The organism is Microbacterium sp. Be9 (genome assembly GCF_011754135.1).
In the GTDB taxonomy this organism is placed as follows: domain Bacteria; phylum Actinomycetota; class Actinomycetes; order Actinomycetales; family Microbacteriaceae; genus Microbacterium; species Microbacterium maritypicum_A.
Window position 1 is genome coordinate 436,300 of the sequence record NZ_WNWT01000006.1, and the last position, 24,987, is coordinate 461,286.

Sequence of the window (24,987 nt, forward strand, 5' to 3'; positions counted from 1 at the left end):
GGGGATGCGACTCAGTCCGTGCGGAGAGGGCGCAACGTGCGGGCGTAGTCCTCCTTGAGCACGGCGAGGTGCAGCCAGGCCTCGATGCGCGTGACTCCCGGCAGCGCGCGCAGACGCTCCAGACTGGCGTACAGGGCTCCGGCCGATGGCTCGACGAGCGTGGCCACGGCGTCGAAACGGCCGAGGGTGCGCGCGGCGAAATCCACACCGCGCCCGCGTCGTAGCTCGTCGATCACGGCTTCGTCGTCGTCGCCGAGCGTCATGCCGACGCCCATCGACAGCTGCCGGTGCGCGAGCCCGCGAGCCTCCACCGCGCTGATCTTGATCACCCCGGCGTCGATCATCCGCTGCACCCTTGTCGCGACGGCCGAGGGGGAGAGGCGCACCTCGTCGCCCAGCGCGCGGAAGCTCTTGCGCCCATCGGCCTGCAGCTGTTCGATCAGCGCCTCGTCGATCGTGTCGAGCGTGACCCCGCCGTGGTACTCCGAGACGAAGAAGCCCTTGATCACGGTCGAGTAGATGATCGTGCTGATATCGAGGACGCCGTCGATCGCGCGGATCAGGGCCAACAGGTCGTGCAGCTCCGACATCGAGCCGACGCGCACCTCGGTGACCACGTCGTGCGCCCCGCCCACCGCCGACACCAGCACGGTCTCGCTCATGTCGCGCAGGTGCTCGGCCACGAGTTCGACCGACCCGTCGGTGCGGATCGACACGTGGGCGAGCACGTGCTGGCCGAGGAAGACCGGGTCGACGGCGGCCACGACCCGCACGGTGCGGTCGGCGAGCATCGTGCGCAGCCGGGCGGCGACCGCGGCCCGGGACTGCCCGAGCCGTTGCGCGAGCGAGAGGATGCTGGCGCGGCCGTCTTCCTGCAGTGCGCGGATGAGTTCGGCGTCGAAATCCATGGTTCCGCTCATTTCGTCAGTTTCCCGCGATCGCACGCTTCGTCGTGCGCAAGTTCAGTGTAGGAGGCAGGCTTGCCATCGGGAAGGCGTGCATTGTGCGGATGCGCGATCATATATCCAGTGAATCCCCGTTATCGCTGGAGTTCTGCCCTTGCTGGCAGCGCTGCACGTCCGTAGCATCCTTCGCTATCCGACATCTTCCGCAAAGGAGCGGGCACCCCCCATGACCACTACCCCCACCAGCGGCACCCACAGCCGGGCGCGCCGCGCCGGCATCGCCGCCTTCGTCGGTACCACCATCGAGTGGTACGACTTCTACGTCTACGCGACCGCCGCGGCGCTCGTCTTCGGTCCGCTGTTCTTCCCGAGCGGCGACCGACTGGCCGAGACCGCAGCAGCCTTCGCGACCTTCGCTGTCGCCTTCCTCGTCCGCCCGCTCGGTGGCATCATCTTCGGGCACATCGGCGACAAGCTCGGCCGGCGCACGTCGCTCGTGATCACGCTGCTGATGATGGGCGCGGCCACGGTGCTCGTGGGCTGCCTGCCCACGTACGAGAACATCGGCATCCTCGCCCCGATCCTCCTCATCCTGCTCCGTGCGGTGCAGGGCCTCGCCGTCGGCGGCGAGTGGGGCGGCGCGGTGCTCATGAGCGTCGAGCACGCCCCCGAGAAGTCCAAGACCTTCTACGGCGGCTTCACGCAGCTCGGCAACCCGGCCGGTGCCCTTCTCGCCTCGGGCATCTTCGCGATCATGACCCGCATGGGCGACGACTTCATCATCAACGGAGGCTGGCGCATCCCGTTCCTGCTGTCGATCGTGCTGGTCGGCGTCGGCTTCTGGGTGCGCTACCGCGTCGAGGAGACGCCGGTCTTCGAGGCGAAGGTCGAGGGACGCAAGCAGTCGATGCCGCTGGCCTTCGCCCTGCGCACCAACTGGCGTCCGATCCTGCTCGGCATCGGCATCCTGCCGATCTCGACCGGCGGCTACTACCTGGCCACCACCTTCGCCACGGCCTACGCCACCGGCGACACGGTCGCGATCAGTGAACAGGTCATCCTCGACGCCATGACGATCGCCTCCTTCGTGGAGTTCGTCGTGACCCTCCCCGTCGCCTGGCTGGGCGACAAGTGGGGCCGCAAGAACGTCATGTACATCGGCCTGATCACCTCGGTGCTCACGTTCGTGCCGTTCCTGCTGATCCTGCCCGGACGCATCGAGCCGCTCATCTTCCTGTTCGCCTCGTTGGTGCGCATCGCGATGAGCGCGACCTATGCGCCGATCGCCGCACTGCTCTCGCAGATGTTCCGTCCGCAGGCCCGCTACACCTCGATCGCGCTGTCGTACGGCGTGGGCGCGGCTGTCTGGGCCGGCTTCTCGCCCTGGTTCGCGACGCAGCTCATCGCCTGGACCGGCAGCATCTGGTCGGTGATCGCGATGTTCATCGGCATGGCGCTCATCGCCGGGATCTGCACGCGGCTCGCGCCGCAGCACTCCGACGAGGCACCCGTGACGGCGTCCTTCACCGCACGCACGGACACGACGGCGAACCGCCTGCCCTGACGGCGCACCGACCCCGACGACGTCCCCTCCCGCACGCCACGACCGCGAACAGGTTCCCCATGAGAAAGCTCACCCCCTTCGACCGCTCGGCCCAGACGGCACCCGTCCTGCTGACCGCGCACGCGATCCACACGGCGGATGTCGCGGCCTCCACCGCCACGGCGATGCTGACCGATCGCGGGCGGATCCTCGCGATCGGCACCCTCGCCGACTGCGAGGCCGCGGCCGAGCGGGGTGGGCTCTCTCCGGAGCGCATCGACCTCGGCGACGGGGTCGTGGTCCCCGGCTTCGTCGACGCCCACGCGCATCCGCTCATGTTCGGGCAGATGATGAGCTGGGTCGACTGCGGGCCCGAGAAGGCAGGCAGCATCCCCGAGATCGTGGCCCTGCTGAAGGCCGCGGCTGCCGACCTGCCCGCGGGGCGCCCGGTGCGCGGCTACGGCTACGAGCAGCGCAACCTCGCCGAGAAGCGGCATCCCACCCGCTTCGAGCTCGACGAGGTCGCCGCCGACCGCGAGGTGTACCTCATGAACGCCTCCGGCCACGGTGGGGTCGTGAACTCGCACACCCTCACGATCAACGGCGTCGACCGCGACACCCCGAACCCCGACGGCGGTGAGTTCTTCCGCGATGCCGAGGGCGAGCTGACCGGCGAGCTGTCGGATGCCGCGTGCAACATCCTCACCGGAGTGCATGGCGTGAAGATCGGCCACCACGGTCCGAACTTCCACCTCGCCGACGAGCCCGAGGAGCACCTGCGCCAGCTGGACGCCGCGACCCAGCGGTTCCTCGCCGGCGGGGTCACCTCGATCGGCGACGCGCAGGTCACGCGCCGCGAGTTCGACATGTACCTGCGCCTCGCCGAGGCCGGGCGCCTGGAGCTGCGGGTGTCGATGTACCTGCTCTCGCACCTGCTCGACGAGGCGCTCGAGATGGGGCTCGTCGGGCAGTTCGGCAACGCGCACCTGAGCTTCGCCGGCATCAAGTTCTATGCCGACGGCACGCTCGGTGGCTGGACCGCGTACTTCCCCGACGGCTACGTCGGCGACCCGTGCCGTACCGGGCAGCTCTACCACGAGCCCGCCGAGTACGCGGGGCTCATCAGCAGAGCGCACGCCGCGGGGCTGCAGACCGCCACGCACGCCCAGTCGCCTACCGCGATCGAGATGGTCGTGTCGGCGATCGAGGCCGCGCTCGCCGAGCATCCGGATGCCGACGCCCGCCACCGCATCGAGCACTGCGGCCTGCCCACGCCCGAGCAGATCGAGCGGATGGCCCTCTCCGGAATCCGTCCGGTCAACCAGACCCAGCACTACTTCAACTGGGGTGAGGGCGTGGAAGAGGCCATCGGCACCCCGGGCGAGCGCTTCAACCCGCTCGGAGAGTTCGAGCGGGCGGGTGTGCCGTTCACCATCTCGTCGGATGCTCCGGTCGCCGAGCCGATCCCGCTCGAAGCCATCCAGACCGCCGTCACCCGCGTCACCCGCCGCGGACACAAGCTCGGGCCGGACGACCTGCGGGTCTCCGCGCTCGCGGCCCTGCGCGCACACACGATCGAGGGTGCCGTATCGATCGGGCGCGAAGACGACCTGGGTTCGCTCGAAATCGGCAAGTACGCCGACTTCGTGGTGCTCTCCGGCGACCCGCTGGTCGTGCCGGCCGAGGAGATCTCGGCGATCACGGTGCGCGAGACCTGGGTCGACGGCACGCGTCGTCACCAGGTGTGAGGATGACACGATGAGCACCGACACCACGACGGCGGAGCAGTACGCCGACACCGCAGGGCGAGCCGTGCTGGAGACGATCCGCGCCTACGGCGTGACCGCGATCTTCGGCATCCCCGGCACCCACAACCTCGAGCTCTATCGGCCGCTCGCCGACCTCGGCATCCGCGCGGTCACGAACCGCCACGAGCAGGGCTCCGGCTACGGGGCCGACGGTTGGGCGCAGCAGACCGGCCTCCCCGGCGTCGTCATCACGACCTCGGGCCCCGGACTGCAGAACGCCATGAGTGCGATCGGCACGGCGTTCTGCGAATCACGGCCGCTCATCGTCCTCTCACCGGGGGTGCCCCTCGGTGCGGAGTTCGCCGACGTGGGCACCCTGCACGAGACGAAGGACGCCACGGCCATGGTCGGCGCGATCGCCGAGTGGTCTCGTCGCGTGACGAGCGCCCCCGAGGCGGTCGAGGCCGTCCATGATGCGTTCGCACTGTTCCGCACCGGTCGTCCCCGTCCTGTGCACATCGAGATCCCGCTCGACGTGCTGGAGGCTCCGGCCGATGTCTCCGCCGAGGCGCGGCGACCGCGCCCGGTGCCGACCCGGGTCTCCGGGGAGCCGACCGCGCTCGCCGAGGCGGCCCGTCTGCTCGCCGACGCGAAGACCCCGGTGATCGTCGCCGGTGGGGGAGCGGTGGATGCTGCGCACGAGGTCACGACCCTTGCCGAGCGACTCGGTGCCCCGGTGCTGACCACGCTGAACGGTAAGGGTGTGGTCGATGAACGGCATGCGCTCTCGCTCGGTTCGAACCTGCGGCTCGCCGCGGCCCGTGCGGTCGCGGAGGCCGCCGACGTGCTGCTGGTGGTCGGCTCGAAGCTCGGCGAGGCCGAGCTGTGGGCGCCGCGACTCGAAGCCCGTGGAACCGTGATCCGCGTCGACATCTCGCCGGCGCAGCGCGACAAGAACCTCGCCGCGACCGTCGGGATCACGGGCGATGCGGCCGCCGTCCTGGAGGCGCTGCTGCCGTCCCTCTCCGCCGAGACCCGCGCGCCGCGCGACCTCACGGCCGAACGTGCGGCGATCGACGTCGAGATGCGGGAGACCGCACCCGAGACGGTCGCCCTCGCCGAGATCATCGCCGACGCCCTGCCCGACGATGCGATCGTCGCGGGCGACTCGTCCCAGATCGTCTACATGGCGCTGGGCAGCGTGCTGCGGGCGGCCCATCCCCACTCCCTGCTCTACACCCCCACCTACGCGACCCTCGGCTACGGCCTGCCCGCGGCGATCGGCGCACGGGTCGCGCAGACCGAGCACCCGGTCGTGACCGTGATCGGCGACGGCGCCCTGATGTTCTGCGTGAACGAGCTGGTCACCGCGGTCGAGCAGCGCCTCGATGTCACGGTCGTGTGCGTCGACAACGGCGGGTATGCCGAGATTCGGCAGAACGAGGTCGATCGCGGCATGGCCCCGATCGGCGTCGACCTGGTGCAGCCCGACTGGGCGGCGCTCGCGACGGCCTTCGGAGCGACCGGCCGCCGCGTGGAACGGCGCGACGACATCGCGTCGAGCATCCGCGCCGCGATCACCGCCGGGGGCGTGCAGCTGGTGCACATCCCGCAGCATGCCCTCTGAGCCCCACTGACCCTCCAGATCACCCCGACGAACAGGAACGAGCAATGACCGAGAACGTGGGCCCCATCGACGCGTCCGTGAACCCCCGCTATTCCGGCATCGCGACCTTCGCGCGCCTGCCGCGCATCGAAGACGTGCCCCGTGCCGACATCGCGGTCGTCGGCATCCCCTTCGACTCCGGCGTCAGCTACCGGCCGGGCACGCGGTTCGGTCCTTCGCACGTGCGCGAGTCGTCGCGCCTGCTGCGGCCGTACAACCCCGCGCAGGATGTGTCGCCGTTCGCCATCGCGCAGGTCGTGGATGCCGGTGACATCCCGGTCAACCCGTTCGATCTGACCGAGGCCGTGACCGAGGTCGAGCGTGCGGCGCTGGCCCTCGGCGAGCAGGTGCAGCGTATCGTCACGATCGGCGGCGATCACACGGTGGCGCTGCCACTGTTGAGGGCGGTCGCCGCGAAGCACGGTCCGGTCGCGGTCCTGCATTTCGACGCCCACCTCGACACGTGGGACACCTACTTCGGGGCTCCCATCACGCACGGCACCCCCTTCCGCCGGGCGAGCGAGGAGGGACTGATCGACCTCACCGCCAGCTGCCACGTCGGCACCCGCGGCCCCCTGTACTCGAAGCAGGACCTCGAGGACGACGAGCGCCTGGGCTTCTCGATCGTGTCGAGCGAGTACATCGAGGAGCACGGGGTCGAGGCCGGCATCGCCCGCATCCTGCAGCGCATCGGCGACAAGCCGCTGTACGTGTCGATCGACATCGACGTGCTCGACCCCGCTCACGCACCCGGTACCGGCACCCCGGAGGCCGGTGGGCTCACCAGTCGCGAGCTGCTGCGGATCCTGCGCGCCCTGAAATCGCAGAACATCGTCGGGGCGGACGTGGTCGAGGTCTCGCCCGCCTACGACCATGCGCAGATGACCGGCATCGCCGCGAGCCACGTGGTCTACGAGCTCGTGACGCTGCTGGCCGCCCGCCTCGCCGCCTGACGTCGCAGCTTCTGCCGCTCGCATCCGTCCCGCCGGTTCCTGCCGCGCCGCACGCGTCCCGCCGGTTCCGGTCGCAGTTCCTGCCGCGCCGCACGCGTCCCGCTGGCTCCGGTCGCAGTTCCTGCCGCGCCGCACGCCGCCGGGCGGCAACAACTGCGACCGGAACCTCCCGGATGCGGAACCTCCCGGAGGCGACACCTCACGTGTACGACGCGGCGAGCATCTCGGCGAACAGCTCCTCGGGGTCGCACTCCACCCGGCGGCGGGTGAACCAGTCGCAGATGTTCACGCAGTCGCGGTGCAGCAGGTCGAGCCCCTGCGGGTTCGCGATGATGTCGACGATCTGTGGCAGGTCGATCACGCGCACCCGCCCGTCGTGCACGAGCAGGTTGTAGGCCGAGAGGTCGCCGTGGGCGAAGCCGGCTGCGGCGAAGATCCGCATCAGGTCGACCACCTGCGCGTAGTAGCCCTGCAGCTCGGCGCGGTCGGCGCGCACCTGGGCCAGGCGGGGCGCGGCCGTGCCGTCGGCGTCGCCGAGGAACTCCATCAGTACCTCGGTGCCGTTCACCTGCACGGGATAGGGCACCGGGGCGCCGAGCTCCCACATGCGGCAGAGGGCCTCGAACTCGGCGAAGGACCACTGCGCGGCGGCCACCTCGCGACCGTGGTCGGACTTCTTGGCGAGGGCCCGTGCATCACGGGTGTTCCGTGTGCTGCGGCCCTCGGTGTAGACGGATGACCGGTGGAAGCTGCGGTGTTCTGCGCTGCGGTAGCGCTTCGCCGCGAGCAGCGTGTGCTGCGAGGGATCGCCCGGCACCGCGCGTTCGAGCAGGAACACGTCGGCCTCCTTGCCGGTCTTGAGGATGCCGCGCTCGGTGTCGAGTGCGCCCGCCGAGGTCACGACCCATGCGGGCCACGGCTCGGGGCCGCGTTCGGAGGGGGTGATCGCCGGCCACGTGGACCAGCGCTGGCCCTCGCCAGGATCGACGTCGGCGAAGGAGAGCTCGGTTTCGAGGGCGTCGAAGGCGGCGGGATCGAACGTGGTGGGATCGAACGCGGTGGAATCGAGCGGGGATGCGTCGAAGGACGCGGCTTCCGAGGAAGCGAAGAGATCAGACACGATGTGGCTCCGGGAGCAGGAGGCCACACCACGATCAGGAGCGGGCGGCCTCGAAGGGAAGATGGTCGGCGGAGAGCGCGACAAAGACGGTGTTCATGTCCTCGGCTCCTTCCGCTCGGGCTTCCCGGGCTCGTCCCGGTGCGTCGTCGAGCCTAGGGCGTTCGCGGCGGCCTTGTCCAGACCCGCGGACGTTCGCCCCGTCGGTAGTTCCGTCGAGGGTTCGGCCCGACGCGCCCGGACGAATGGTCGGGTGCCGCGGACGACCGGTCGGGCGACGCCGTCCCGATCCTGCGAACGTGGAACCATGACCACGACCGCCCCCGTTCCCACCCTGCCGTCCTCCGCAGCGTCCCGTATCCGCTACGGCGGGCTCATCGTGCTGATGCTGATGGGCTTCCTGCTGGTCACGGCCGAGTTCCTGCCCAACGGCGTGCTCACCGAGATGGCCGACGGGCTCGGGGTCACCCCGGGTCAAGCCGGACAGACCGTGACCGTGACCGCGCTGGTCGGACTCGTGGTCGCGCCGACTGTCGGACTCATCTTCCCGCGCCTCGACCGTCGGTCGCTGCTGGTATGGATGGCGCTCGCCGCCGCGGTGTCGAACCTCATCGTGGCGATCTCGCCGAATCTGATCATCGTGCTGCTGGCGCGCTTCCTGCTCGGGGCGGCGATCAGCGCGTTCTGGGCGATGTCGATCACGGTCGCCGCACGTCTCGCGGGACCGGCGAACCTCGGCCGCGGTGTGATGTTCACCTCGGCCGGCGTCTCGCTGGCGACCGTGGCCGGCGTACCGCTGGGCGTCATGCTGAGCGAGCTCGTCGACTGGCGGATGGTCTTCGCCATCGCGGGTGTGCTGATGGTCGTGCTCGCGGTCGTCCTGCGGTTCGCGCTGCCGTCGGTGCCGGCGGAACGGGCATCGAGCCTGCGTCTGCTCGTCGACACCCTGCGCCGTCCCGGCATCGGTCTCGGCATGGTCGGGCACGTGCTCGTCGTGCTCGGGCACTTCCTCGCCTACACATACGTGCGTCTCGCGCTGGAGCGCATCCCGGAGGTCGACGCCTCGACCATCGTCGTGCTGCTCGCGCTGTTCGGCGTCGGCGGCCTGCTCGGCAACATCACGATCGGCCTCGTCATCGACCGCACGTTCGCCTTCTTCGCGGTGTTCGCGCCGTTGGTGATCGCGGTGTCCGTCATCTCGATGATCCTGTTCTCGGGGTCGGTCATCGGCGTCGGCATCGTCGTGCTGGTGTGGGGCTTCTTCTTCTCGTCCTGGCTGATCGTCGCCAACACCTGGGTCGGGCACCGCATGCCCGATCGGCTCGAAGCCGGCGGCAGCCTCGTCGTGGTGGGCTTCCAGGGGGCGATCACGCTCGCGGCCGGCATCGGCGGACTGCTCGTCGACACGCTGAACGTCGAACTGGTCTACGTGATCGGCGCCATCTCGCTGCTCGCGGGCGCGGTGCTCTTCGGCGCCTCGAACCGCGTCAGCAGCAGGGGCTGAGAGGGTTCGGAATCTTTCCGGCGGGATCTTTCAGGCGGGGACAGGAGTGCGGTTCGCGAGCCGCCAGGCGGAGGGGGTCTGTCCGGTGCGGCGTCGGAACGCCCGACTGAACCCTTCATCCGAGGCGTAGCCGAGTTCGCGGGAGACATCCGAGACGCTCCGTCCGGCGTCGAGCATCCGCTTGGCCGCGTCGACGCGAACTTCGGTCACGTAGTCGGCGGGCGAGCGACCGACGGCGCTGCGGAACCGCTCGGCGAACGTGGAGCGCGACATGGCTCCGATGCCGGCGAGGCGCTCGACCGTCCAGTCGCGGCCGGGCTCCTCGCGGATGGCGTCGACGACCCGGTCGAGGAAGGGGTCGTTCGACAGCGACGGCCAGCCCGAGGGAGCGCAGCCGTTCGCAGCCCAGGCGCGGATGACCGACAGCAGCACCGTCGTCGCCATCATGCGGCAGATGATGGGATCGCCCTGGCGGGCGGGCTTCAGGGTGTGGTCGATCACGCCCATGTTCAGGGCGAGGGCCGCGGCGGCCGGCTCCACGGTGTCGAACCCGGTGACGGTGAGGAAGGGCGGCAGCAGTGCGGGCAGCGGCGACGCCGCATCCGCGAGTTCGATATCGGCGATCATGAGGCTCGTGGTGCTCGCGGCCTCGAGGACGAACGCTGAGCGGCCGATGGTCAGGAAGGCGTCGCCCGCGACCAGCACGTCATGCCGGTTCTCCGGGGTGGAGGGGCGCGTCTTCGAGTCCGGGTCGACGTCGAGTCGGCAGCCGTCGCCGAGCGGAGGGTGCCCCAGGACTCCGCCCTCCACGACGTAGACCAGCGTGATGGCACCGGCAGGGATCGGCAGCAGCGCTCCCGCAGCGAGAGAGGTGCGCCGGCCGATGCCGACGCGGAGGTCGACGGCGCCGAGCACGTTCGAGAGCGCGTCCGCATCCACTGTCACCATGCCTTCGGCAACATCGCGAGGCGGTGAGCTATTCCACTGCCGGCGGGGTCAACCGTTCGATTGATTCGAACGAGATGTCCGGCGGATACGGTGGAGGGACCCCACCCGAGGAGTACCGTGTTCCGCACACCCGACCGTCTGTTCCGAGTTCTCGCGATCGCGGAGGCGATCACCTGGACGATCCTGATCGCCGCGATCATCGCCCGCGCCGTCGGCGCTCCGGGGATCGTGGTGACCGTGGGCGGTGGCATCCACGGGTTCGTGTTCCTGTCGTACGCGGCGACGGCGATCCTGGTCGCATTGAACCAGCGCTGGCACGTCGGCGTCGGCGTGCTCGCCGTGGCCAGTGCCATCGTCCCCTACGCGACGATCCCGATGGAGATCTGGCTGCATCGCACCGGTCGACTCACCGGCGACTGGCGCCTCGATGCGACGGACGACCCGCGGGATCGCCGCTGGTACGACCGACTGATGCGCTGGTTCCTGCAGCGGCCATGGGTGCTCGCGCTGTTGCTGGTCGTCGGCATCGTCGCGCTGTACGTCATCCTGTTGCTGATCGGCCCTCCGGGCGGCAAGTGAGTCCGTGCGGTCGCGCCGCCGCTGCGCTCAGGGAGTGACGACGACCGCGTTCTCCTCGTTGATCGCGGCCATCGTCGCCTCCGCATCCGCGGCGGTGCAGTCCACGATCACCGACAAGCCCACTCCGGTCTGAGTGAATGCGCGTGCGGCCATGAGCCAGGTGCGGCTGCCGTCCACGCCCACCACCTGGCGCATCTCGACGCCCCCGCTCCCACCGGCCATATAGCTGAACTCGCCGGTGGTCGCGAGCGCGGTGACCTCGCTGGTCGGAGTCTGCAGCAGCACACCGAGGATCGCATCGGATGACGCGCTGTCGTCCCCGGCGACCACGGGCACGTCGGTCGTGTAGCCCTGCCAGAACCGTGCTGTGCAGGTGCCGTCGACCGTGCCGTAGGTCCAGCCGCCGTTGCCGTCGTCGGGTGAGACCGTCTTCCACCCGTCGTCGGCCATGAGCCCGTCGCCCCATTCGATGTAGGTGTCGTCGGCGAGATCGAGGCCTTCGGCGAAGGTCAGGGTCGAACCGGGCGCCTCGTCGACGGGTGCATCGGTCTCCGTGCTCGGCGAGGTGGCGTCGGACGGCGATGTCGCGGGGATCTGCGCGTACAGGCATCCGCTCAGCGAGAGCACTCCCGTGACAGCGATCGCGGTGGCGGCCAGGCGCAGGGGGATGGAGGAGGTGCGCGTCATGCGGGCCAGCCTAGCCCCGCGCCCCGCGCCCGTCCTCGACTCCCGTGCTGTCCTCGACTCCTGCTCAGTGGGCGGTGGCGATGCCGATCGAGTCGTGCACGATCACCGCGGCGACCCGAGCGCCGGCCCCTGCCGCCACGATCAGCTGCTGCGGACCGGGTGCCGCGGCATCCCCTGCGGCATAGAGTCCCGGCACGTCGGTGCGACCGGAGCGGTCGGTGAGCAGGTGCCCGGCATCGTCCGTCGCCGGGGTGATCCCGTCGAGGAAAGCCAGCGTGGTGTCCCACTCGGGGCGCACGAAACCGCCGTCGACGCCGACCGCGGTGCCGTCGGCGAGGCGGATGGCTTCGAGCTGGCCTCGGTCGCCCACGAGCTCGGCGATGGGAGCCCGATGCACGGAGATCCCGACGGCTGCGAGGGCAGCCTCCTCGTCCGGTGTCACGGAGTCTGCGCCGTGGGTGAAGACGGCAAGGTTCTCGGTCCAACGGCCGATGAGTCGCGCGCGATCCGCGAGGTCCGCGGTCTCGCCGATGAGGGCGAGTCGGCGTCCCTGCAGCTCCCACGCATCGCAGGCGGCGCAGCTGAACAGACTCATGCCGTAGTAGCCGCGCAGGTTCGGGACATCCGGGAGCGTCTCGCGCAGACCGGTGGCCAGCAGCGTCGTGCGGGCGGTCACGGTCGCCTCGGTCTCGCGCCGTCCGATGTCCGCCGCGAACCCGCCGGCCGCGGGGCGGAGAGCGGCCACGCGGGTCCGTGATCTCACCTCGACGTTCGGGTAGGCCGCAAGCTCTGCCCTGGCGAGGCGACGCAGTTCTTGAGGCGGGATGCCGTCGCGGGTCAGGAATCCGTGCGATCGCAGCGTGGCCGCGTTGCGGGGACGATCGGCGTCGATCACGAGCACGTGCGCGAGGGCGCGGCCGAGGTTGAGCGCAGCGGAGAGGCCGGCGGGTCCGCCACCCACGACGAGCACGTCGTAGTCGGCGGGCTCGTCCGCTCTCGGTGTGAGTGATGTCATCCGCGTGGTCCTTCCGAGAAAGGGGCGGATCCATCGCTCGGCGTCTGCCGAGGCGACGCCGCCGGGCGGCCGGTAAGGCGCGCCTTACTTTCATCCTGCCACTGTTCGGCTGACCGGGTCGGTGCCCTCCGGCCGACCTACCCGCGCCGCACGGGCTGCTGCAGTTCGGTGACCCAGTCGGACTGGTCTTCCGAGACGGCGCGCACGTACAGCTCGCGGCAGGGGCCGTCGTGGACCAGACCGCGGGCGAAAATCTCGGTGTGGATCGCCTGCCAGCTCTCGGCGATGCGATCCATCGAGCCGAGGTGGATGCCGCACACGGCGCCCGCCGCCGCCGGGAGCTCGATGATCTCGAACCCATCCTGTGCGGGGCCGGTGTAGGCGTATCCGGCGATGACCTGCAGGCCGTCGTCGAGCGTCTCGTACTCGGCGATCGGGGTGGACAGGGAGTGCTGGTCGCCGATGATCTCCGCCACCGCGTCGAACGCGGGTCCGACCACCCCCGCGACCGCCGGCTGATCGGCGACGATCGTGCGGATGGCCGCGAGGCGGACGGCGGGGAGGGGCTTGTCGACGATCTCGATCTGAGACATGTGATTCTCTCTTTCGATGAGGTGGAGGCGCCTCTCCACGTCGACGAGTCTCTCCGCGGCGATCCGATGCTCCTGCTCGACCTCTGCGCGACGGATCCGCAGCAGGGCGGCGATGCGCTCGGCATCGACACCCCGTTCGAGGATCGTCGAGATGTCGTCGAGCCCGAAACCCAGCTGGCGCAGGGCGACGATCCGATGCAGCCGTTCCAGCTGCGAGGGATCGTAGGAGCGGTAGCCGCTGAACTCGTCCACATGGGCGGGCACGAGCAGGCCGGCGGTGTCCCAATGCCGGAGCATCCGATGGGTCACCTGGCCGACCTGCGCGAACGCTCCGATGGACAACATGTCTCAGTTCTCCGGTCTGCCACTGTGTCAGGGTCAAGTATCGCGTCAGGGGAGGGGCGGGCGCGGATGCGGTCTCTCCTGACGCCGCATTCTCCGGCTCCGGACCGCATTCCGATATATCGTTTTCAGCCGCTGATCTGGGCCTTTGAATGTCGGTGGCTCCTGGTTCACTGACGGTATGACGGCACTGGCGGATGCGACTCTCGAGCAGGTGGGTGCGCTCGCCGCGCTCACCGAGATGCTCGTCGAGGTCGAGCGCTCGATCAGCAGCCTGCAGGCCGCCCGCGACGGCATCCTCGCTCTGGGGTCCCGGCTCGCGCTCGAGGTCGCCGCGCAGGCGGAGCATCCCGATCATGGGGAGATGACGGTGCGCACCGTGGCCGCGGAGTTCGCCACCGCCCTGCGCGTGAGCGACCGCACGGTGCAGCGCCGCATGGCGGATGCGGCGTGGGTCGTGGAGCGCTTCCCGCTGGTCTGGGAAGCGCAGGGCGCCGGGCGCATCAGTGCTGCGCACGCCCGGGCCGTGTGCGAGGCGGGCGAGCACCTCGACGAGGCGGCGAGCCGCGACGCGTACGCGACCCAGATGATCGCCTTCGCGGAGAGCGAGTCTCCTGGCAGGGTCGCGCGGATGGCGCGACGGGTCGCCGAACGGTTCCAGGCGCGATCGGTCGATCAGCGGCACGAGGATGCGCGGGAGCAGCGGTCCGTATGGATCAAAGACGTCGACGATGGGATGACGCAGCTCGGCCTGCTCGGTCCATCGGCGCTCGTCCACGGCGTCTTCCAGCGGCTCACGCAGATGGCCACAGCCGTTCGCGAGCTCGAATCCCCGGAGGTCGACGCTCACGAGCCCGAGTCTCCGGAGCCGGACCGGCGCTCTATCGCGCAACGCCGCGCCGATCTCGCCCTCGACCTGCTCCTGACAGGCGCTCCGGCCGGCCACGACGCGCACGAGGGGCTTCTCGCGGCGATCCGCGGATCGGTGTCGGTCACCGTTCCCGTCACGACGCTGATCGGAGACGATGCGACGCCGGCTGAGCTGAACGGCCGCACCCCGATCGATCCCGCGACCGCCCGCCGTCTCGCCGGTGCGGCATCTGGGTGGGACCGGATCCTCACGCACCCGATCTCCGGAGCGCTCCTCGCGGTCGACCGTTATCGTCCGAGTTCCGACCTGAAACGGCATCTGAGCGCCAGGGATCAGCGCTGTCGATTCCCCGCGTGCGGGTACGCGGCCGTCGACTGCGACATCGATCACCATCAGGATGCCGCGCTCGGGGGCTCCACTGACGAGTCGAACCTCGGCCACCTGTGCCGACGCCACCACGTGCTCAAACATCACTCGCCGTGGGCGGTCGAGTCTCTGGGGGCGGGGCTCTATGCCTGGACGAGCCCGACCGGCAAGGTCTACATCGACCGGCCACCGCCGCAGAACACGGTCACCTTCGTCGACGACCCGGTCGTGCCGCCGTTCTGAGCGAGGGGTGCCACCGGCGGGAACGTGCACGGGAGGGCCTCGGTTAAAAGTTGAGCCCGTTCATATCAAGTTCATTTGACACTCGAGCGACCTCTCGTTACACTTGAGTCATCGCGACTCAGGTTTTCCTGATCGCCGCAGATTTCCGAACCACAACGAACTTCCAACAAAGGAGAGAACACATGGCACGTGCTGTCGGTATCGACCTCGGAACCACCAACTCCGTCGTCAGCGTCCTCGAGGGTGGCGAGCCCAAGGTCATCGCCAACGCCGAGGGCTTCCGCACGACCCCCTCGGTCGTGGCCTTCACCAAGGACGGGGAGGTGCTCGTCGGTGAGACCGCGAAGCGCCAGGCCGTCACCAACGTCGACCGGACGATCGCTTCCGTCAAGCGCCACATGGGCACCGACTGGAGCTTCGACGTCGACGGCAAGAAGTGGACGCCGCAGGAGATCTCCGCGCGCATCCTCATGAAGCTCAAGCGCGACGCCGAGGCGTACCTGGGCGACACGGTGACCGACGCGGTCATCACCGTCCCCGCGTACTTCAACGACGCCGAGCGTCAGGCCACCAAGGAGGCCGGCGAGATCTCGGGCCTCAACGTCCTGCGCATCATCAACGAGCCGACCGCGGCCGCGCTGGCCTACGGCCTCGACAAGGGCAAGGAAGACGAGCTCATCCTGGTCTTCGACCTGGGTGGCGGAACGTTCGACGTCTCGCTGCTCGAAGTGGGCAAGGACGACGACTTCTCCACGATCCAGGTGCGCGCCACCGCTGGCGACAACCGCCTCGGTGGAGACGACTGGGACCAGCGTCTCGTCGACTACCTGATCAAGCAGTTCAAGGAGACCACGGGCGTCGACGTCTCGGGTGACAAGATCGCCCTGCAGCGTCTCAAGGAAGCTGCGGAGCAGGCGAAGAAGGAACTCTCCTCCTCCACCTCCACCAGCATCAACCTGCCCTACCTGTCGCTGACCGACTCCGGCCCGGTGTCGCTGTCCGAGACCATTACCCGCGCGAAGTTCGAGGACCTCACGAAGGACCTGCTCGACCGCACCAAGAAGCCGTTCGAGGATGTCATCCGCGAAGCCGGCATCAAGGTGTCCGAGATCGACCACATCGTGCTCGTGGGTGGATCGACGCGTATGCCTGCGGTCGCCGAGCTCGTCAAGCGCGAGACCGGCAAGGACGCGAACAAGGGCGTCAACCCGGACGAGGTCGTCGCCGTCGGCGCGGCTCTCCAGGCCGGTGTCCTCAAGGGTGAGCGCAAGGACGTTCTCCTCATCGACGTCACCCCGCTGAGCCTCGGCATCGAGACCAAGGGCGGCATGATGACCAAGCTCATCGAGCGCAACACGGCCATTCCGACCAAGCGCAGCGAGACCTTCACCACGGCAGACGACAACCAGCCGTCCGTCGCGATCCAGGTCTTCCAGGGCGAGCGTGACTTCACGCGCGACAACAAGCCGCTCGGCACGTTCGAGCTGACGGGTATCGCACCGGCGCCCCGTGGCATCCCGCAGATCGAGGTCACCTTCGACATCGACGCCAACGGCATCGTGCACGTGTCCGCCAAGGACAAGGGCACCGGTACCGAGAAGTCGATCGTCATCTCCGGCGGCTCGTCGCTGTCGAAGGAAGACATCGAGCGCATGGTGCGCGAGGCTGAGGAGCACGCAGCGGAGGACAAGGCGCGCCGTGAGGCCGCCGAGGTCCGCAACCAGGCCGAGACCCTCGCGTACTCGATCGACAAGCTGATCACCGAGAACGACGACAAGCTGCCCGAAGACGTGAAGACCGAGGTCAAGGCCGACGTCGACGCGCTCAAGACGGCGCTGGCCGGCGAAGACGACGAGGCTGTGAAGACCGCGTTCGACAAGCTCAACCAGTCGCAGTCCAAGCTCGGCGAGGCCATCTACGCCTCCTCGCAGGCGGATGCCGCTGCCGGCGCTTCGGCTGACGGCGAGGCCCCGACCGGTGACGCTCCCTCCTCCGATGAGGACGTCATCGATGCCGAGGTCGTCGACGATGAGGACGAGAAGAAGTAATCATGACGGACAAGAACTTCGACGAGAACCAGTTTCCTGAGTCCGCCGAAGGTCGCAGCGAGGGGTCGGATGCTCAGGCATCCGGCCCCGCGCCGCACCACCAGGACTCCCGTGAAGCGGCAGCCGCCGAGGGGTCGGACGAGACCCCCGTCGACGGTGCGCCGGACGACCTCACGGTCGACGACATCCTCGGCGCCACGCAGACCGGCGAGGCCGCGGCGGAAGACGCCGTGCTCGCCGACCTGGAATCCACGCTGCTGAACGACCTCAAGCGCCTCCAGGCCGAGTACGCCAACTACCGTCGCCGCACCGAGGAGCAGCGCCAGGTCGAGAGCGAGCGCGCGAAGGGCGAGGCCGCCAAGGGTCTCATCCCCGTGCTCGACGACCTCGACCGCGCTGCCCAGCACGGCGATCTCGTGGAGGGGACTCCCTTCGCCGTGATCGCCGACAAGGTGCGGCTGGTCGTGGAGCGTCTCGGAGTGGTCGCGTACGGCGAGAAGGGCGAGGAATTCGACCCCCAGCGTCACGAGGCCATCTTCCAGCAGCCGACTCCCGGCGCCGAGAAGACCACCGTGCTGGAGGTCGTCGAGGTGGGCTACCGCCTCGGTGATGTCGAGTTGCGCCCCGCGAAGGTCGTCGTCGCCGTCCCGGAAGGGTAGGTGATCGATGGCCAGCCAGGATTGGTTCGACAAGGACTTCTACAAGACCCTCGGGGTCTCCAAGGACGTCAGCGATGCGGACCTGAAGAAGACGTATCGCAAGCTCGCGCGCAAGTATCATCCGGACTCCAATCAGGGTGATGCCAAGGCCGAGGCGAAGTTCAAGGAGATCAGCGAGGCCTACTCGGTGCTCTCCGACGCCGAACAGCGCAAGGAGTACGACGAGATCCGCGCCATGGGCTCCGGCGCCCGCTTCACGGCGGGCGGCCAGGGGGCCGGCGGCTTCGAAGACGTGTTCAGCCGTTTCGGACAGCAGGGCCGCGGGCAGACCGCCGACTTCGAGGACATCTTCGCGATGTTCAACCAGGGGCAGGGCGCGAGCTTCGGCAACGGTCGCTTCGGTCAGCCGAGCGGCGGTTACCGCGGCTTCGGTGGTCCGCAGCGCGGTGCCGACGTCACGGCCCGCACCACGCTCGACTTCATCACCGCCGTGCAGGGCGAGACCATCTCGCTGCAGGGTGAAGACGGCAAGCCGTTCAAGGTGAAGATCCCTGCGGGTGTCGCCGACGGCCAGAAGATCCGTCTGCGCGGGCGCGGTCGTCCCTCGCCCGATGGCGGAGAGAGCGGCGACATCGTGGTGCAGATCGCGGTGCGCCCGCATCCGGTCTTCACCCGCGACGGTCTCAACCTGCGAGTCGTCGTCCCGGTGACGTTCACCGAGGCCACTCTCGGGGCGACCATCGAGGTGCCCACCCTCGGCGGCGACGTGGTGAAACTCCGCGTCGCACCCGGCACCCCCTCCGGGCGGGTGCTGCGGGTCAAGGGCCGCGGTGTCACCACCTCGAAGGGCACGGGCGACCTGCTCGCCGAGCTTCAGGTCGCGGTGCCCACGCACCTCGATGAGGCCGCACGCGAAGCGCTGGAGAAGTTCCAGGAACTCGAGCCCACGGAGAACCCGCGGGCCGAGCTGATGGCGAAGGCGCGGCGATGACCGGTCGTCGAAGCGGACACCGGGGGCGGAGGCGTTCATGATGAATGCCGACACCCCGGTGTTCGCGATCGCCGCCGCCGCCGAACTCTCCGGCCTCCATCCGCAGACCCTGCGGCAGTACGACCGCATCGGCCTCGTCGTCCCCGGGCGCACCTCAGGGGGCTCGCGCCGCTACTCGACACGCAACATCGAGCAGTTGCGCGAGGTCGCTCAGCTCTCCTCCGAAGGGGTGAGCCTTCCCGCGATCGCTCGCCTGCTCGACCTGGAAGATGAGAACAGGGCGCTGCGGAATCGCATCACCGTGCTCGAGAGCGCGCTGCGCACCGAGCGCGAGAGCCGTCCGGGCGTGCGCGTGTTCGCCGCCGGGTCCGCGGGCGTCGTGCCCATGCCGACCGGTCGCCGCCTTCGGCGCTCGACCGAGGTCGTGCTCTGGGACCCGCGCGGGAGCGCCTAGGTCACTCGCGATGGGTGGTGTGTATCCTGTCAACAGTTAACAGGAGGTCACCATGACGCAGACCGTCACGCGCGGAGAATCCCTCGGCGCCCAGGTGGCGCGGGTGCTCCGCCAGCGCATCGTGCGCGGCGAACTCGCCCCGGGCGCACGCATCACCGAAGAAGCGCTCGCCGAGGAGTTCTCGGTCAGTCGGGGACCGGTGCGCGATGCCCTGACGCAGCTGAGCTTCGAGAAGCTCGTCGAGGTGCAACGTCCGCGTGGGGTCTACATCGTCGGACTCACCCGCGACGACGTCGATCAGCTGTACAGCCTGCGGGGCGCTCTCGAACAGCTCGCCCTCTCTCGAGCGATGCGCGTCGACGACGACGAGCGCTGGGAGGCCATCTCCGCCGCCGTCGCGCGGATGGCCGAAGCCGCCGATGCCGGAGACCACGCGGCGTTCGTCACCGCCGACCTCGAGTTCCACTCGCAGATCTACGCGCTCGCCGATCACCCGCGCCTCGAGGGGGCGTGGAACCAGTACCTGCCGACGTTCACGGCGCTGCTCGAGGTCACGATCAACCATGACGAGGATCTCCATGAGTCGTCAGACGATCATGTGAAGCTGCTCGAGGTCATGCGCACCGGTACCCAGGAAGCTGCTGCCGAGGTGTTGAGCGCCCACCTCGACGGTGCACGCGAGCGCATGCTGCACGAGGTGGGCGGACGCTGACCGTCAGATCGACGGATCGTTCGGATGCGCCTGCAGCCGACGCACCAGCCCCCAGGTGTTGCCGCGGGCTGTCGCCGAATGGCTGAACTCGTCGAGAGCGGCCTGCGCCAGAGCAAGACCGCGTCCGTTCTCGCTCGCCTGCTCGGGCATCACGACGCCGTCCCAGTCGATCGTCGCCGGTTCCGCCGAGTCGACGACCTCAGCGTGCAGCGCACCGTCGGAAGCGCGCACATCCACGCTCATCGTCACGTCGATGCCCCGGCTGTGCTGTGCGATGTTGGTCGCGACTTCGCTGAGCGCGAGCGTGAAGAGGGTGCGGTCTTCGGCGGGGACGCCGGGCGCGCGTATCCAGAGCCGGTCGAGCTCATCCAGGACGCGGTCCACGAGGGCGAGTTCTGCCCGCCCGTCGATGTGGAAGCCCGGCGGTTCAGCTGCCATCGAACGCCGATTCCGGCGTGGGGTAGTCGCGAAGCACGCGATCGAGGTTGGTGAGGTGCAGGACCGTCTTCACCGCGTCGGGCACGGCGGCGATCCGCAGGTCTCCGCCCGCGACCCGGGCGCTCTTGAGGCCTCCGACGAGGGCGCCGAGTCCGGAGGAATCGACGAATTCCGTGCCACGCAGATCGATCGCGATGCGGGGCTGTCCTGCGGTGACGAGGTCGCTCACCGCGTTTCGCAGCAGCGGCGCGCCCGAAGCGGTCAGCCGCCCCGTGATCGCGATCACGGCATAGCCGTCCCTGTTCTCAGTGCTGACGTTCATTCGACTCCTTCTCGAGGGCGCGGGCGGCCGGTCCGCGGTAGCGGGCGGCCTGGATGATGACGCTGAGCACGACCAGGTCGTACAGCACCCAAGCCGTGTTCACGATCGTGCCGGTGCCGTCGGCGGTTCCGATGATCACGCGGGTGATGCCGATGATGAGGGCGATCGCGAGCATCGCCATCGCGGTGAGCTGGGGCCAGATCTGCCCCCAGGGGATGCCGCGGGGGTCGCGGCCGTCCTTCCGCGTGACGGCGAAGGAAAGCGGGCGGCCGAGTGCGACGTTGGCGAATGCCGTCCAGCAGGCACGGATCCATACCGGGAACAGTGCGAGCGAGTACTGCTGCCCCCTCCAGGTGCGCACGCCCTTCGCGACCACGAGGAACAGCGCCTGATTCACGAGGAAGTACGGCAGGAAGCGGGCGAAGAAATCCAACGACCAGGCGGTGACCGGAAGCACACCCCACACCAGGTAGACGACCGGGGCCACGAGATAGACGATCGCGGCGAATCCCGACAGGTACGTCCACATCGTGGAGAAGTACATCAACCGCTGTCCGGCCGAGAGGCCCCGTTTGACGAGCGGGTTGTCCCGCAGCATCACCTGCAGAGTGCCCTGCGCCCAGCGCAGTCGCTGCGTCAGCATCGTGCGCAGGTCTTCGGGAGCGAGACCGTGCGCCAGGATCTCGTGGTGGTACACGCTCTTCCAGCCGAGGGCGTGCAGCTGCATGGCCGTGGCCATGTCCTCGGTGACCGAGATCGTCGCGAGGGGGAGGATGGGCTGTGCCTCGTCGCCACGGTCCAACCGCAACGCGTCCAGCAGACCCCGCACAGCGGCGACGGCGGTGACCGGGGAGAGGTCGGAGGCGGCGAGGGCATCGAGGCCGGCCTCGTCGACGATCACCGCGCCCAGCTCGGCGTCCTGCTGCAGCGGAAGGGCGCCTATCTCCGCCAGGTCAGCCCTGATGCCGTCCATATCGTGCGCGATGAGGATGCGTGAGGCATGGTCGACCGACTCGCGCACCCGCGCGGCGACATCGGCGACCGATTCTCCGGCCGCGAGTTCCTTCCGTCCGCGGCTGATCGCGATGCGCAGCGCCGACAGCTCCGTCGCCAGGGCGGAATCCGCTGCGGTCTGCGCCTCCCGGGCGATCAGGGTCTCGGCGGCCTTGAGTGCCCGGGAGGCCGAGTCGGTGACGTCGCGCACATACCCCACGATCCCGAGTCGCATCAGGGCTTCGCGTCGCAGCACGGCGTTCGAGCCGCAGAAGAAGGCGGCGTTCCATCCGTCCTTGCCCTGCTGGATCGGACCGTAGAACAGCGGCGCCTGGCTGCCCAGCGGATCGGCGTCATCGACGTTCACGAACCACTGCGGCGTCTGCACGAGGGCGACCTCCTCGTCGTCCGCGAAGTATCCGAGCGTGCGATGGAGGATCAGTGGATCGGGAACCTGATCGGCGTCGAGGATGAGGAGGAACTCGCCGTCGGTCTGGAACAGTGCGCTGTTCAGGTTGCCGGCCTTGGCATGCCGCGGCTTTCCCGTCCACTCCTCCGAGCGCGTGAGGTAGCCGACCCCCGCCGCTCGGGCTTCGGCCTCCAACTCGGGGCGCGAGCCGTCGTCGAGGATCCAGGTCGAGTGGGGGTAGGCGATGTTCTTCGCCGCGCGGGCGGTGGTCATCACCAGAGCCACCGGTTCGTCGTACGTCGTTATGAACACGTCGACTGTCCCCTGCGGCGGCGAGACGGGGGCCGGCCGCTCGCGTGCGCGCCACATCGTGAGGCAGAACAGGAACGTGTCGATCAGGCTGTAGGTCTCGGCGATCACGAGGGGCACGGCGATCCACCACGCCGACCAGTTGACCGATTCGAGCCAGCGCCATGCCACGTAGTTGACACCCAGCAGCACGGAGAGCAGGGCGAGGATGCGGATCGCCGCGAACCGGGCGGTCATGCGTCCCTCCGCACCACCACGACGGTGATGTCGTCCGTCGCACGATCGTCGGCGGCGAGTCGCAGCGCCTCGCGCACCGCACCCTCCGGGCCGAGCGCTCGGAGCACGCGCTGCACATGGGCGAAGGGATCGTCGGCGTCGAGCACATCCAGCAGTCCGTCGCTGCAGCAGATGAACGTGTCGCCGGGTTCGAGCCTCGTGGTCATCGGCACGCGGGCATCGACGACGCCCATGCCCATCCCGAGCGGGAGGTTCTTGGAGCGCAGGTGCGTCCAGGAACCGTCGGCCCGGATCACGAAGGCGAGGTTGTGCCCGGCGTCGATCACGTCCAGATCCCCGCTCTCGGGTCGCAGCTCGGCGACCATGGCGGTGACGAACATCGCCGTGTCGGCGAGGTCCTCTTCGAGCAGACGATCGACGTCGGCCACGGAGACGGCGAGCGAGCGCTCGGGCGCCGTCCGCAACGACGCTCGCACGGTCGCGGCGACGAGTGCGGGGCCGGTGCCCTTGCCCATCGCGTCGGCCACCGTGATGCGCAGCGCCCCTCCGTGCGTCGAGAAGTCATAGTAGTCGCCCGCGAGCATGCCGCGCGGGGCGGCACCCGCAGCGATCGTGTAACCATCGAGCTCGGGGTTCGAGCGTGGTCGCAGCGCGCGCTGGAGAACAGCCGCGTGGTCGATGTCCTGGTCCTGGGCGAGCTCGGTCTGCACCCAGAACGCCAGGTCGCGCAGCAGGTCGCGCTGTGCTTCGGTGAAGGTGTGGGGCTCGGTGTCGAGCACGCACAGGGTGCCGACGGGCTCGCCGCCGGGCGCGTGCAGCGGGTGGCCGGCATAGAAACGCAGGTGCGGGTCCCCTGTGACGAACGGGTTGTCGGCGAAGACATCGGTGATGAGGGCATCTTCGACCACCACGGTCGCGTCCTGCGAGACCGTGTAGTCGCAGAAGGAGTCCTGCCGGGGGGGCTTCGTTCCCGCCCAGCCCGATCTGCGCCTTGCGCCATTGCCGATCACGGTCGATCAGCGAGACGCTGACCATCGGCACGCCGAACATCTCCTTCGCCAGCCGTGCCACCCGGTCCACGCGCTCGTCCGGTGGTGTGTCAAGGATCCCCAGTTCCTCGAGCGCTGCCTGTCGCCGTCGCTCGTCGAACATGTGCTCCGCCCCTCCTACGGTCGCCTTCGGCCATCCTAGAAGGAACGCATGGCCGATGGGACGCCACTCGCGCACCCGCCAGTGTTGACTGTTAACAGTCAACACTGCTACGGTCGGGGAGTCGACAACAGGGTCGACCCACGTAGAGGAGCAAAGATGCCCCGCAAGCGCATCACCCGGGCGGCCGCCGCGATCGCCGCCCTCGCAGCCACCGCTCTCATCGTCTCGGCCTGCACCAAGGTCGAGGAGGGCGAGGAGGCCGGATCGACGTTCCCCGAGAGCGACATCCGCCTCATCATCCAGGCCAACCCCGGCGGAGGGTCCGACCTCTCGTCGCGCGCGCTCGCCACGGAGCTCGAGAAGATCCTCGGCGTCAGCGTCATCCCGGAGAACATGCCCGGTGCCGCCGGAGCGCTGGCCATGGAGTACGTGGGCGCGCAGGATCCCGACGGGTATGTCATCGGATTCGCGCCGGTCGAGATCGCGATGCTCAACACCACGCAGAGTGCGAACGTGCTGCCGGACGACTTCGACCTGCTCGGCCAGATCATGCTCGCCCCCGGCGTGGTCACGGTCGGCGCGAACAGCGGTATCGAGACGCTGGAAGACCTCGTCTCTCAGGCGAAGGCGGGTGCCGTGACGGTCGCCAACTCCGGCGCCGGCTCCATCTGGGAGGCCGCCACCATCGGGCTCGGCGACGCGACGGACGCCGACTTCACCCCGGTGCCGTACGACGGAGGAGCGACAGCCGTCGCAGCAGCGGCATCGGGTGAGACCGTCGCCGCCGTCTCCGGCCTCGGCGAAGCCCTGGCGCAGGGTGAGGCCGTGCGCATCCTGGCTGTCATGAACGACGTGCGCCACCCCGACGCGGAAGACGTCGAGACGGTCGAAGAGGCCATCGGCGAAGACGTGATCTTCGGTGGCTGGGGCGGCATCTACGCACCCAAGGGTCTCCCTGGCGACGTCAAGACCGCGCTCGAAGCCGCCGTGAAGGAAGCCGTCGAGTCCGACAGCTACCAGAAGTTCCAGGCCGATGCCGGAAACCTGGTCGTGTACCGCGACTCCGCCGAGTGGACCACCTTCGTCGACGAGCAGTTCGACCTCTTCAAGGACCTCCTGGGCTGAGAAGACCGGGTCGCCGATGCTGCGGGGCCGGGCTCATCACGGGCTCCGCAGCACCCAC

Annotated in this window: 23 protein-coding genes; 13 read left to right on the top strand and 10 right to left on the bottom strand. The window is 69.1% G+C overall.

Annotated elements, in window-relative coordinates:
- Positions 1-11 precede the first annotated feature (11 nt).
- Positions 12-920 carry an Lrp/AsnC family transcriptional regulator gene (locus GLO27_RS12945; RefSeq protein WP_235045260.1) on the bottom strand — a complete coding sequence of 303 codons (909 nt, stop codon included), beginning with the start codon at positions 918-920 and terminating at the stop codon, positions 12-14.
- Between the two features lie 211 nt (positions 921-1,131).
- On the opposite strand from GLO27_RS12945, the gene GLO27_RS12950 reads away from it, so the two are divergent.
- From GLO27_RS12950 to speB, 4 genes are read left to right on the top strand one after another with little or no spacing between them, the layout of a single operon-like run.
- Positions 1,132-2,469 (top strand): MFS transporter, encoded by a 1,338-nt coding sequence (locus GLO27_RS12950; protein ID WP_113681436.1) that lies wholly within the window; start codon positions 1,132-1,134, stop codon positions 2,467-2,469.
- 59 nt (positions 2,470-2,528) lie between these two features.
- Positions 2,529-4,196, top strand: a complete 1,668-nt coding sequence (locus GLO27_RS12955; RefSeq protein ID WP_167255244.1) for an amidohydrolase — start codon at positions 2,529-2,531, stop codon at positions 4,194-4,196.
- A 10-nt stretch (positions 4,197-4,206) separates the two neighbouring features.
- A complete protein-coding gene (locus tag GLO27_RS12960; protein WP_167255246.1) occupies positions 4,207-5,823 on the top strand; it encodes a thiamine pyrophosphate-dependent enzyme in 1,617 nt (538 codons plus the stop codon).
- Between the two features lie 44 nt (positions 5,824-5,867).
- A complete protein-coding gene (speB, locus tag GLO27_RS12965; RefSeq protein ID WP_021201678.1) occupies positions 5,868-6,815 on the top strand; it encodes an agmatinase in 948 nt (315 codons plus the stop codon).
- 199 nt (positions 6,816-7,014) lie between these two features.
- On the opposite strand, the gene GLO27_RS12970 is transcribed toward speB, so the two are convergent.
- A complete protein-coding gene (locus GLO27_RS12970) occupies positions 7,015-7,935 on the bottom strand; it encodes an RIO1 family regulatory kinase/ATPase (protein ID WP_021201679.1) in 921 nt (306 codons plus the stop codon).
- A 304-nt stretch (positions 7,936-8,239) separates the two neighbouring features.
- Between GLO27_RS12970 and GLO27_RS12975 the strand changes: the two genes are divergently transcribed.
- Positions 8,240-9,436, top strand: coding sequence for an MFS transporter (locus GLO27_RS12975; RefSeq protein WP_021201680.1), 1,197 nt, complete (start codon positions 8,240-8,242; stop codon positions 9,434-9,436).
- Between the two features lie 30 nt (positions 9,437-9,466).
- Here the strand turns inward: GLO27_RS12975 and GLO27_RS12980 are convergent, their stop codons facing one another.
- On the bottom strand, positions 9,467-10,384 hold the full coding sequence (locus GLO27_RS12980; RefSeq protein WP_021201681.1) for an AraC family transcriptional regulator: 918 nt from the start codon (positions 10,382-10,384) through the stop codon (positions 9,467-9,469).
- Between the two features lie 117 nt (positions 10,385-10,501).
- On the opposite strand from GLO27_RS12980, the gene GLO27_RS12985 reads away from it, so the two are divergent.
- Positions 10,502-10,963, top strand: a complete 462-nt coding sequence (locus tag GLO27_RS12985; protein WP_021201682.1) for a DUF3817 domain-containing protein — start codon at positions 10,502-10,504, stop codon at positions 10,961-10,963.
- A 27-nt stretch (positions 10,964-10,990) separates the two neighbouring features.
- Here the strand turns inward: GLO27_RS12985 and GLO27_RS12990 are convergent, their stop codons facing one another.
- The 3 genes from GLO27_RS12990 to GLO27_RS13000 all read right to left on the bottom strand — a co-directional run bounded on the left by GLO27_RS12990 (position 10,991) and on the right by GLO27_RS13000 (position 13,603).
- Entirely contained in the window at positions 10,991-11,650 is a 660-nt protein-coding gene (locus GLO27_RS12990; RefSeq protein ID WP_029259356.1) for a hypothetical protein, read from the bottom strand.
- Between the two features lie 64 nt (positions 11,651-11,714).
- Positions 11,715-12,665, bottom strand: a complete 951-nt coding sequence (locus GLO27_RS12995) for an NAD(P)/FAD-dependent oxidoreductase (RefSeq protein WP_167255248.1) — start codon at positions 12,663-12,665, stop codon at positions 11,715-11,717.
- A 137-nt stretch (positions 12,666-12,802) separates the two neighbouring features.
- Positions 12,803-13,603: a MerR family transcriptional regulator gene (locus GLO27_RS13000; protein ID WP_167255250.1), complete on the bottom strand. Its 801-nt coding sequence runs from the start codon at positions 13,601-13,603 to the stop codon at positions 12,803-12,805.
- Between the two features lie 178 nt (positions 13,604-13,781).
- Between GLO27_RS13000 and GLO27_RS13005 the strand changes: the two genes are divergently transcribed.
- The 6 genes from GLO27_RS13005 to GLO27_RS13030 all read left to right on the top strand — a co-directional run bounded on the left by GLO27_RS13005 (position 13,782) and on the right by GLO27_RS13030 (position 19,944).
- On the top strand, positions 13,782-15,080 hold the full coding sequence (locus GLO27_RS13005) for an HNH endonuclease signature motif containing protein (protein ID WP_167255252.1): 1,299 nt from the start codon (positions 13,782-13,784) through the stop codon (positions 15,078-15,080).
- Positions 15,081-15,262: 182 nt separating this feature from the next.
- Positions 15,263-17,128 (top strand): molecular chaperone DnaK, encoded by a 1,866-nt coding sequence (gene dnaK / locus GLO27_RS13010; RefSeq protein WP_021201687.1) that lies wholly within the window; start codon positions 15,263-15,265, stop codon positions 17,126-17,128.
- A gap of 2 nt (positions 17,129-17,130) precedes the next feature.
- The gene (locus GLO27_RS13015) at positions 17,131-17,787 is read left to right on the top strand and encodes a nucleotide exchange factor GrpE (protein ID WP_021201688.1); all 657 of its coding nucleotides are present in this window, start codon (positions 17,131-17,133) and stop codon (positions 17,785-17,787) included.
- A gap of 7 nt (positions 17,788-17,794) precedes the next feature.
- Positions 17,795-18,778 (top strand): DnaJ C-terminal domain-containing protein, encoded by a 984-nt coding sequence (locus tag GLO27_RS13020; RefSeq protein WP_021201689.1) that lies wholly within the window; start codon positions 17,795-17,797, stop codon positions 18,776-18,778.
- A 40-nt stretch (positions 18,779-18,818) separates the two neighbouring features.
- On the top strand, positions 18,819-19,232 hold the full coding sequence (locus tag GLO27_RS13025; protein ID WP_167256169.1) for a MerR family transcriptional regulator: 414 nt from the start codon (positions 18,819-18,821) through the stop codon (positions 19,230-19,232).
- A gap of 52 nt (positions 19,233-19,284) precedes the next feature.
- Positions 19,285-19,944: a GntR family transcriptional regulator gene (locus GLO27_RS13030; protein ID WP_021201691.1), complete on the top strand. Its 660-nt coding sequence runs from the start codon at positions 19,285-19,287 to the stop codon at positions 19,942-19,944.
- Positions 19,945-19,947: 3 nt separating this feature from the next.
- On the opposite strand, the gene GLO27_RS13035 is transcribed toward GLO27_RS13030, so the two are convergent.
- Genes GLO27_RS13035 through GLO27_RS20275 form a run of 4 tightly spaced genes read right to left on the bottom strand, consistent with a single transcriptional unit; the run spans position 19,948 to position 23,662 of the window.
- A complete protein-coding gene (locus GLO27_RS13035; protein WP_051667789.1) occupies positions 19,948-20,382 on the bottom strand; it encodes an ATP-binding protein in 435 nt (144 codons plus the stop codon).
- Positions 20,372-20,704, bottom strand: a complete 333-nt coding sequence (locus GLO27_RS13040) for an STAS domain-containing protein (RefSeq protein WP_021201693.1) — start codon at positions 20,702-20,704, stop codon at positions 20,372-20,374. The genes GLO27_RS13035 and GLO27_RS13040 overlap by 11 nt, the downstream gene beginning before the upstream one ends.
- Positions 20,688-22,652: a glycosyltransferase gene (locus tag GLO27_RS13045; RefSeq protein WP_167255254.1), complete on the bottom strand. Its 1,965-nt coding sequence runs from the start codon at positions 22,650-22,652 to the stop codon at positions 20,688-20,690. The genes GLO27_RS13040 and GLO27_RS13045 overlap by 17 nt, the downstream gene beginning before the upstream one ends.
- The gene (locus GLO27_RS20275) at positions 22,649-23,662 is read right to left on the bottom strand and encodes a GAF domain-containing SpoIIE family protein phosphatase (RefSeq protein ID WP_208323787.1); all 1,014 of its coding nucleotides are present in this window, start codon (positions 23,660-23,662) and stop codon (positions 22,649-22,651) included. Before GLO27_RS20275 ends, GLO27_RS13045 begins: the two co-directional genes overlap by 4 nt.
- A 298-nt stretch (positions 23,663-23,960) precedes the next feature.
- Here GLO27_RS20275 and GLO27_RS13055 point away from each other — a divergent pair, with 298 nt between their 5' ends.
- The gene (locus GLO27_RS13055; RefSeq protein ID WP_167255258.1) at positions 23,961-24,929 is read left to right on the top strand and encodes a tripartite tricarboxylate transporter substrate binding protein; all 969 of its coding nucleotides are present in this window, start codon (positions 23,961-23,963) and stop codon (positions 24,927-24,929) included.
- Positions 24,930-24,987 lie beyond the last annotated feature (58 nt).

Excerpts from the sequence above, each read along its gene's own strand:
- GLO27_RS12945 (WP_235045260.1), bottom strand. The coding sequence starts at position 920 with ATGAGCGGAACCATGGATTTCGACGCCGAACTCATCCGCGCACTGCAG.
- GLO27_RS12950 (WP_113681436.1), top strand. The coding sequence starts at position 1,132 with ATGACCACTACCCCCACCAGCGGCACCCACAGCCGGGCGCGCCGCGCC.
- GLO27_RS12955 (WP_167255244.1), top strand. The coding sequence starts at position 2,529 with ATGAGAAAGCTCACCCCCTTCGACCGCTCGGCCCAGACGGCACCCGTC.
- GLO27_RS12960 (WP_167255246.1), top strand. The coding sequence starts at position 4,207 with ATGAGCACCGACACCACGACGGCGGAGCAGTACGCCGACACCGCAGGG.
- speB (WP_021201678.1), top strand. The coding sequence starts at position 5,868 with ATGACCGAGAACGTGGGCCCCATCGACGCGTCCGTGAACCCCCGCTAT.
- GLO27_RS12975 (WP_021201680.1), top strand. The coding sequence starts at position 8,240 with ATGACCACGACCGCCCCCGTTCCCACCCTGCCGTCCTCCGCAGCGTCC.
- GLO27_RS12980 (WP_021201681.1), bottom strand. The coding sequence starts at position 10,384 with ATGGTGACAGTGGATGCGGACGCGCTCTCGAACGTGCTCGGCGCCGTC.
- GLO27_RS12990 (WP_029259356.1), bottom strand. The coding sequence starts at position 11,650 with ATGACGCGCACCTCCTCCATCCCCCTGCGCCTGGCCGCCACCGCGATC.
- GLO27_RS12995 (WP_167255248.1), bottom strand. The coding sequence starts at position 12,665 with ATGACATCACTCACACCGAGAGCGGACGAGCCCGCCGACTACGACGTG.
- GLO27_RS13000 (WP_167255250.1), bottom strand. The coding sequence starts at position 13,603 with ATGTTGTCCATCGGAGCGTTCGCGCAGGTCGGCCAGGTGACCCATCGG.
- GLO27_RS13005 (WP_167255252.1), top strand. The coding sequence starts at position 13,782 with ATGACGGCACTGGCGGATGCGACTCTCGAGCAGGTGGGTGCGCTCGCC.
- dnaK (WP_021201687.1), top strand. The coding sequence starts at position 15,263 with ATGGCACGTGCTGTCGGTATCGACCTCGGAACCACCAACTCCGTCGTC.
- GLO27_RS13015 (WP_021201688.1), top strand. The coding sequence starts at position 17,131 with ATGACGGACAAGAACTTCGACGAGAACCAGTTTCCTGAGTCCGCCGAA.
- GLO27_RS13020 (WP_021201689.1), top strand. The coding sequence starts at position 17,795 with ATGGCCAGCCAGGATTGGTTCGACAAGGACTTCTACAAGACCCTCGGG.
- GLO27_RS13025 (WP_167256169.1), top strand. The coding sequence starts at position 18,819 with ATGAATGCCGACACCCCGGTGTTCGCGATCGCCGCCGCCGCCGAACTC.
- GLO27_RS13030 (WP_021201691.1), top strand. The coding sequence starts at position 19,285 with ATGACGCAGACCGTCACGCGCGGAGAATCCCTCGGCGCCCAGGTGGCG.
- GLO27_RS13035 (WP_051667789.1), bottom strand. The coding sequence starts at position 20,382 with ATGGCAGCTGAACCGCCGGGCTTCCACATCGACGGGCGGGCAGAACTC.
- GLO27_RS13040 (WP_021201693.1), bottom strand. The coding sequence starts at position 20,704 with ATGAACGTCAGCACTGAGAACAGGGACGGCTATGCCGTGATCGCGATC.
- GLO27_RS13045 (WP_167255254.1), bottom strand. The coding sequence starts at position 22,652 with ATGACCGCCCGGTTCGCGGCGATCCGCATCCTCGCCCTGCTCTCCGTG.
- GLO27_RS13055 (WP_167255258.1), top strand. The coding sequence starts at position 23,961 with ATGCCCCGCAAGCGCATCACCCGGGCGGCCGCCGCGATCGCCGCCCTC.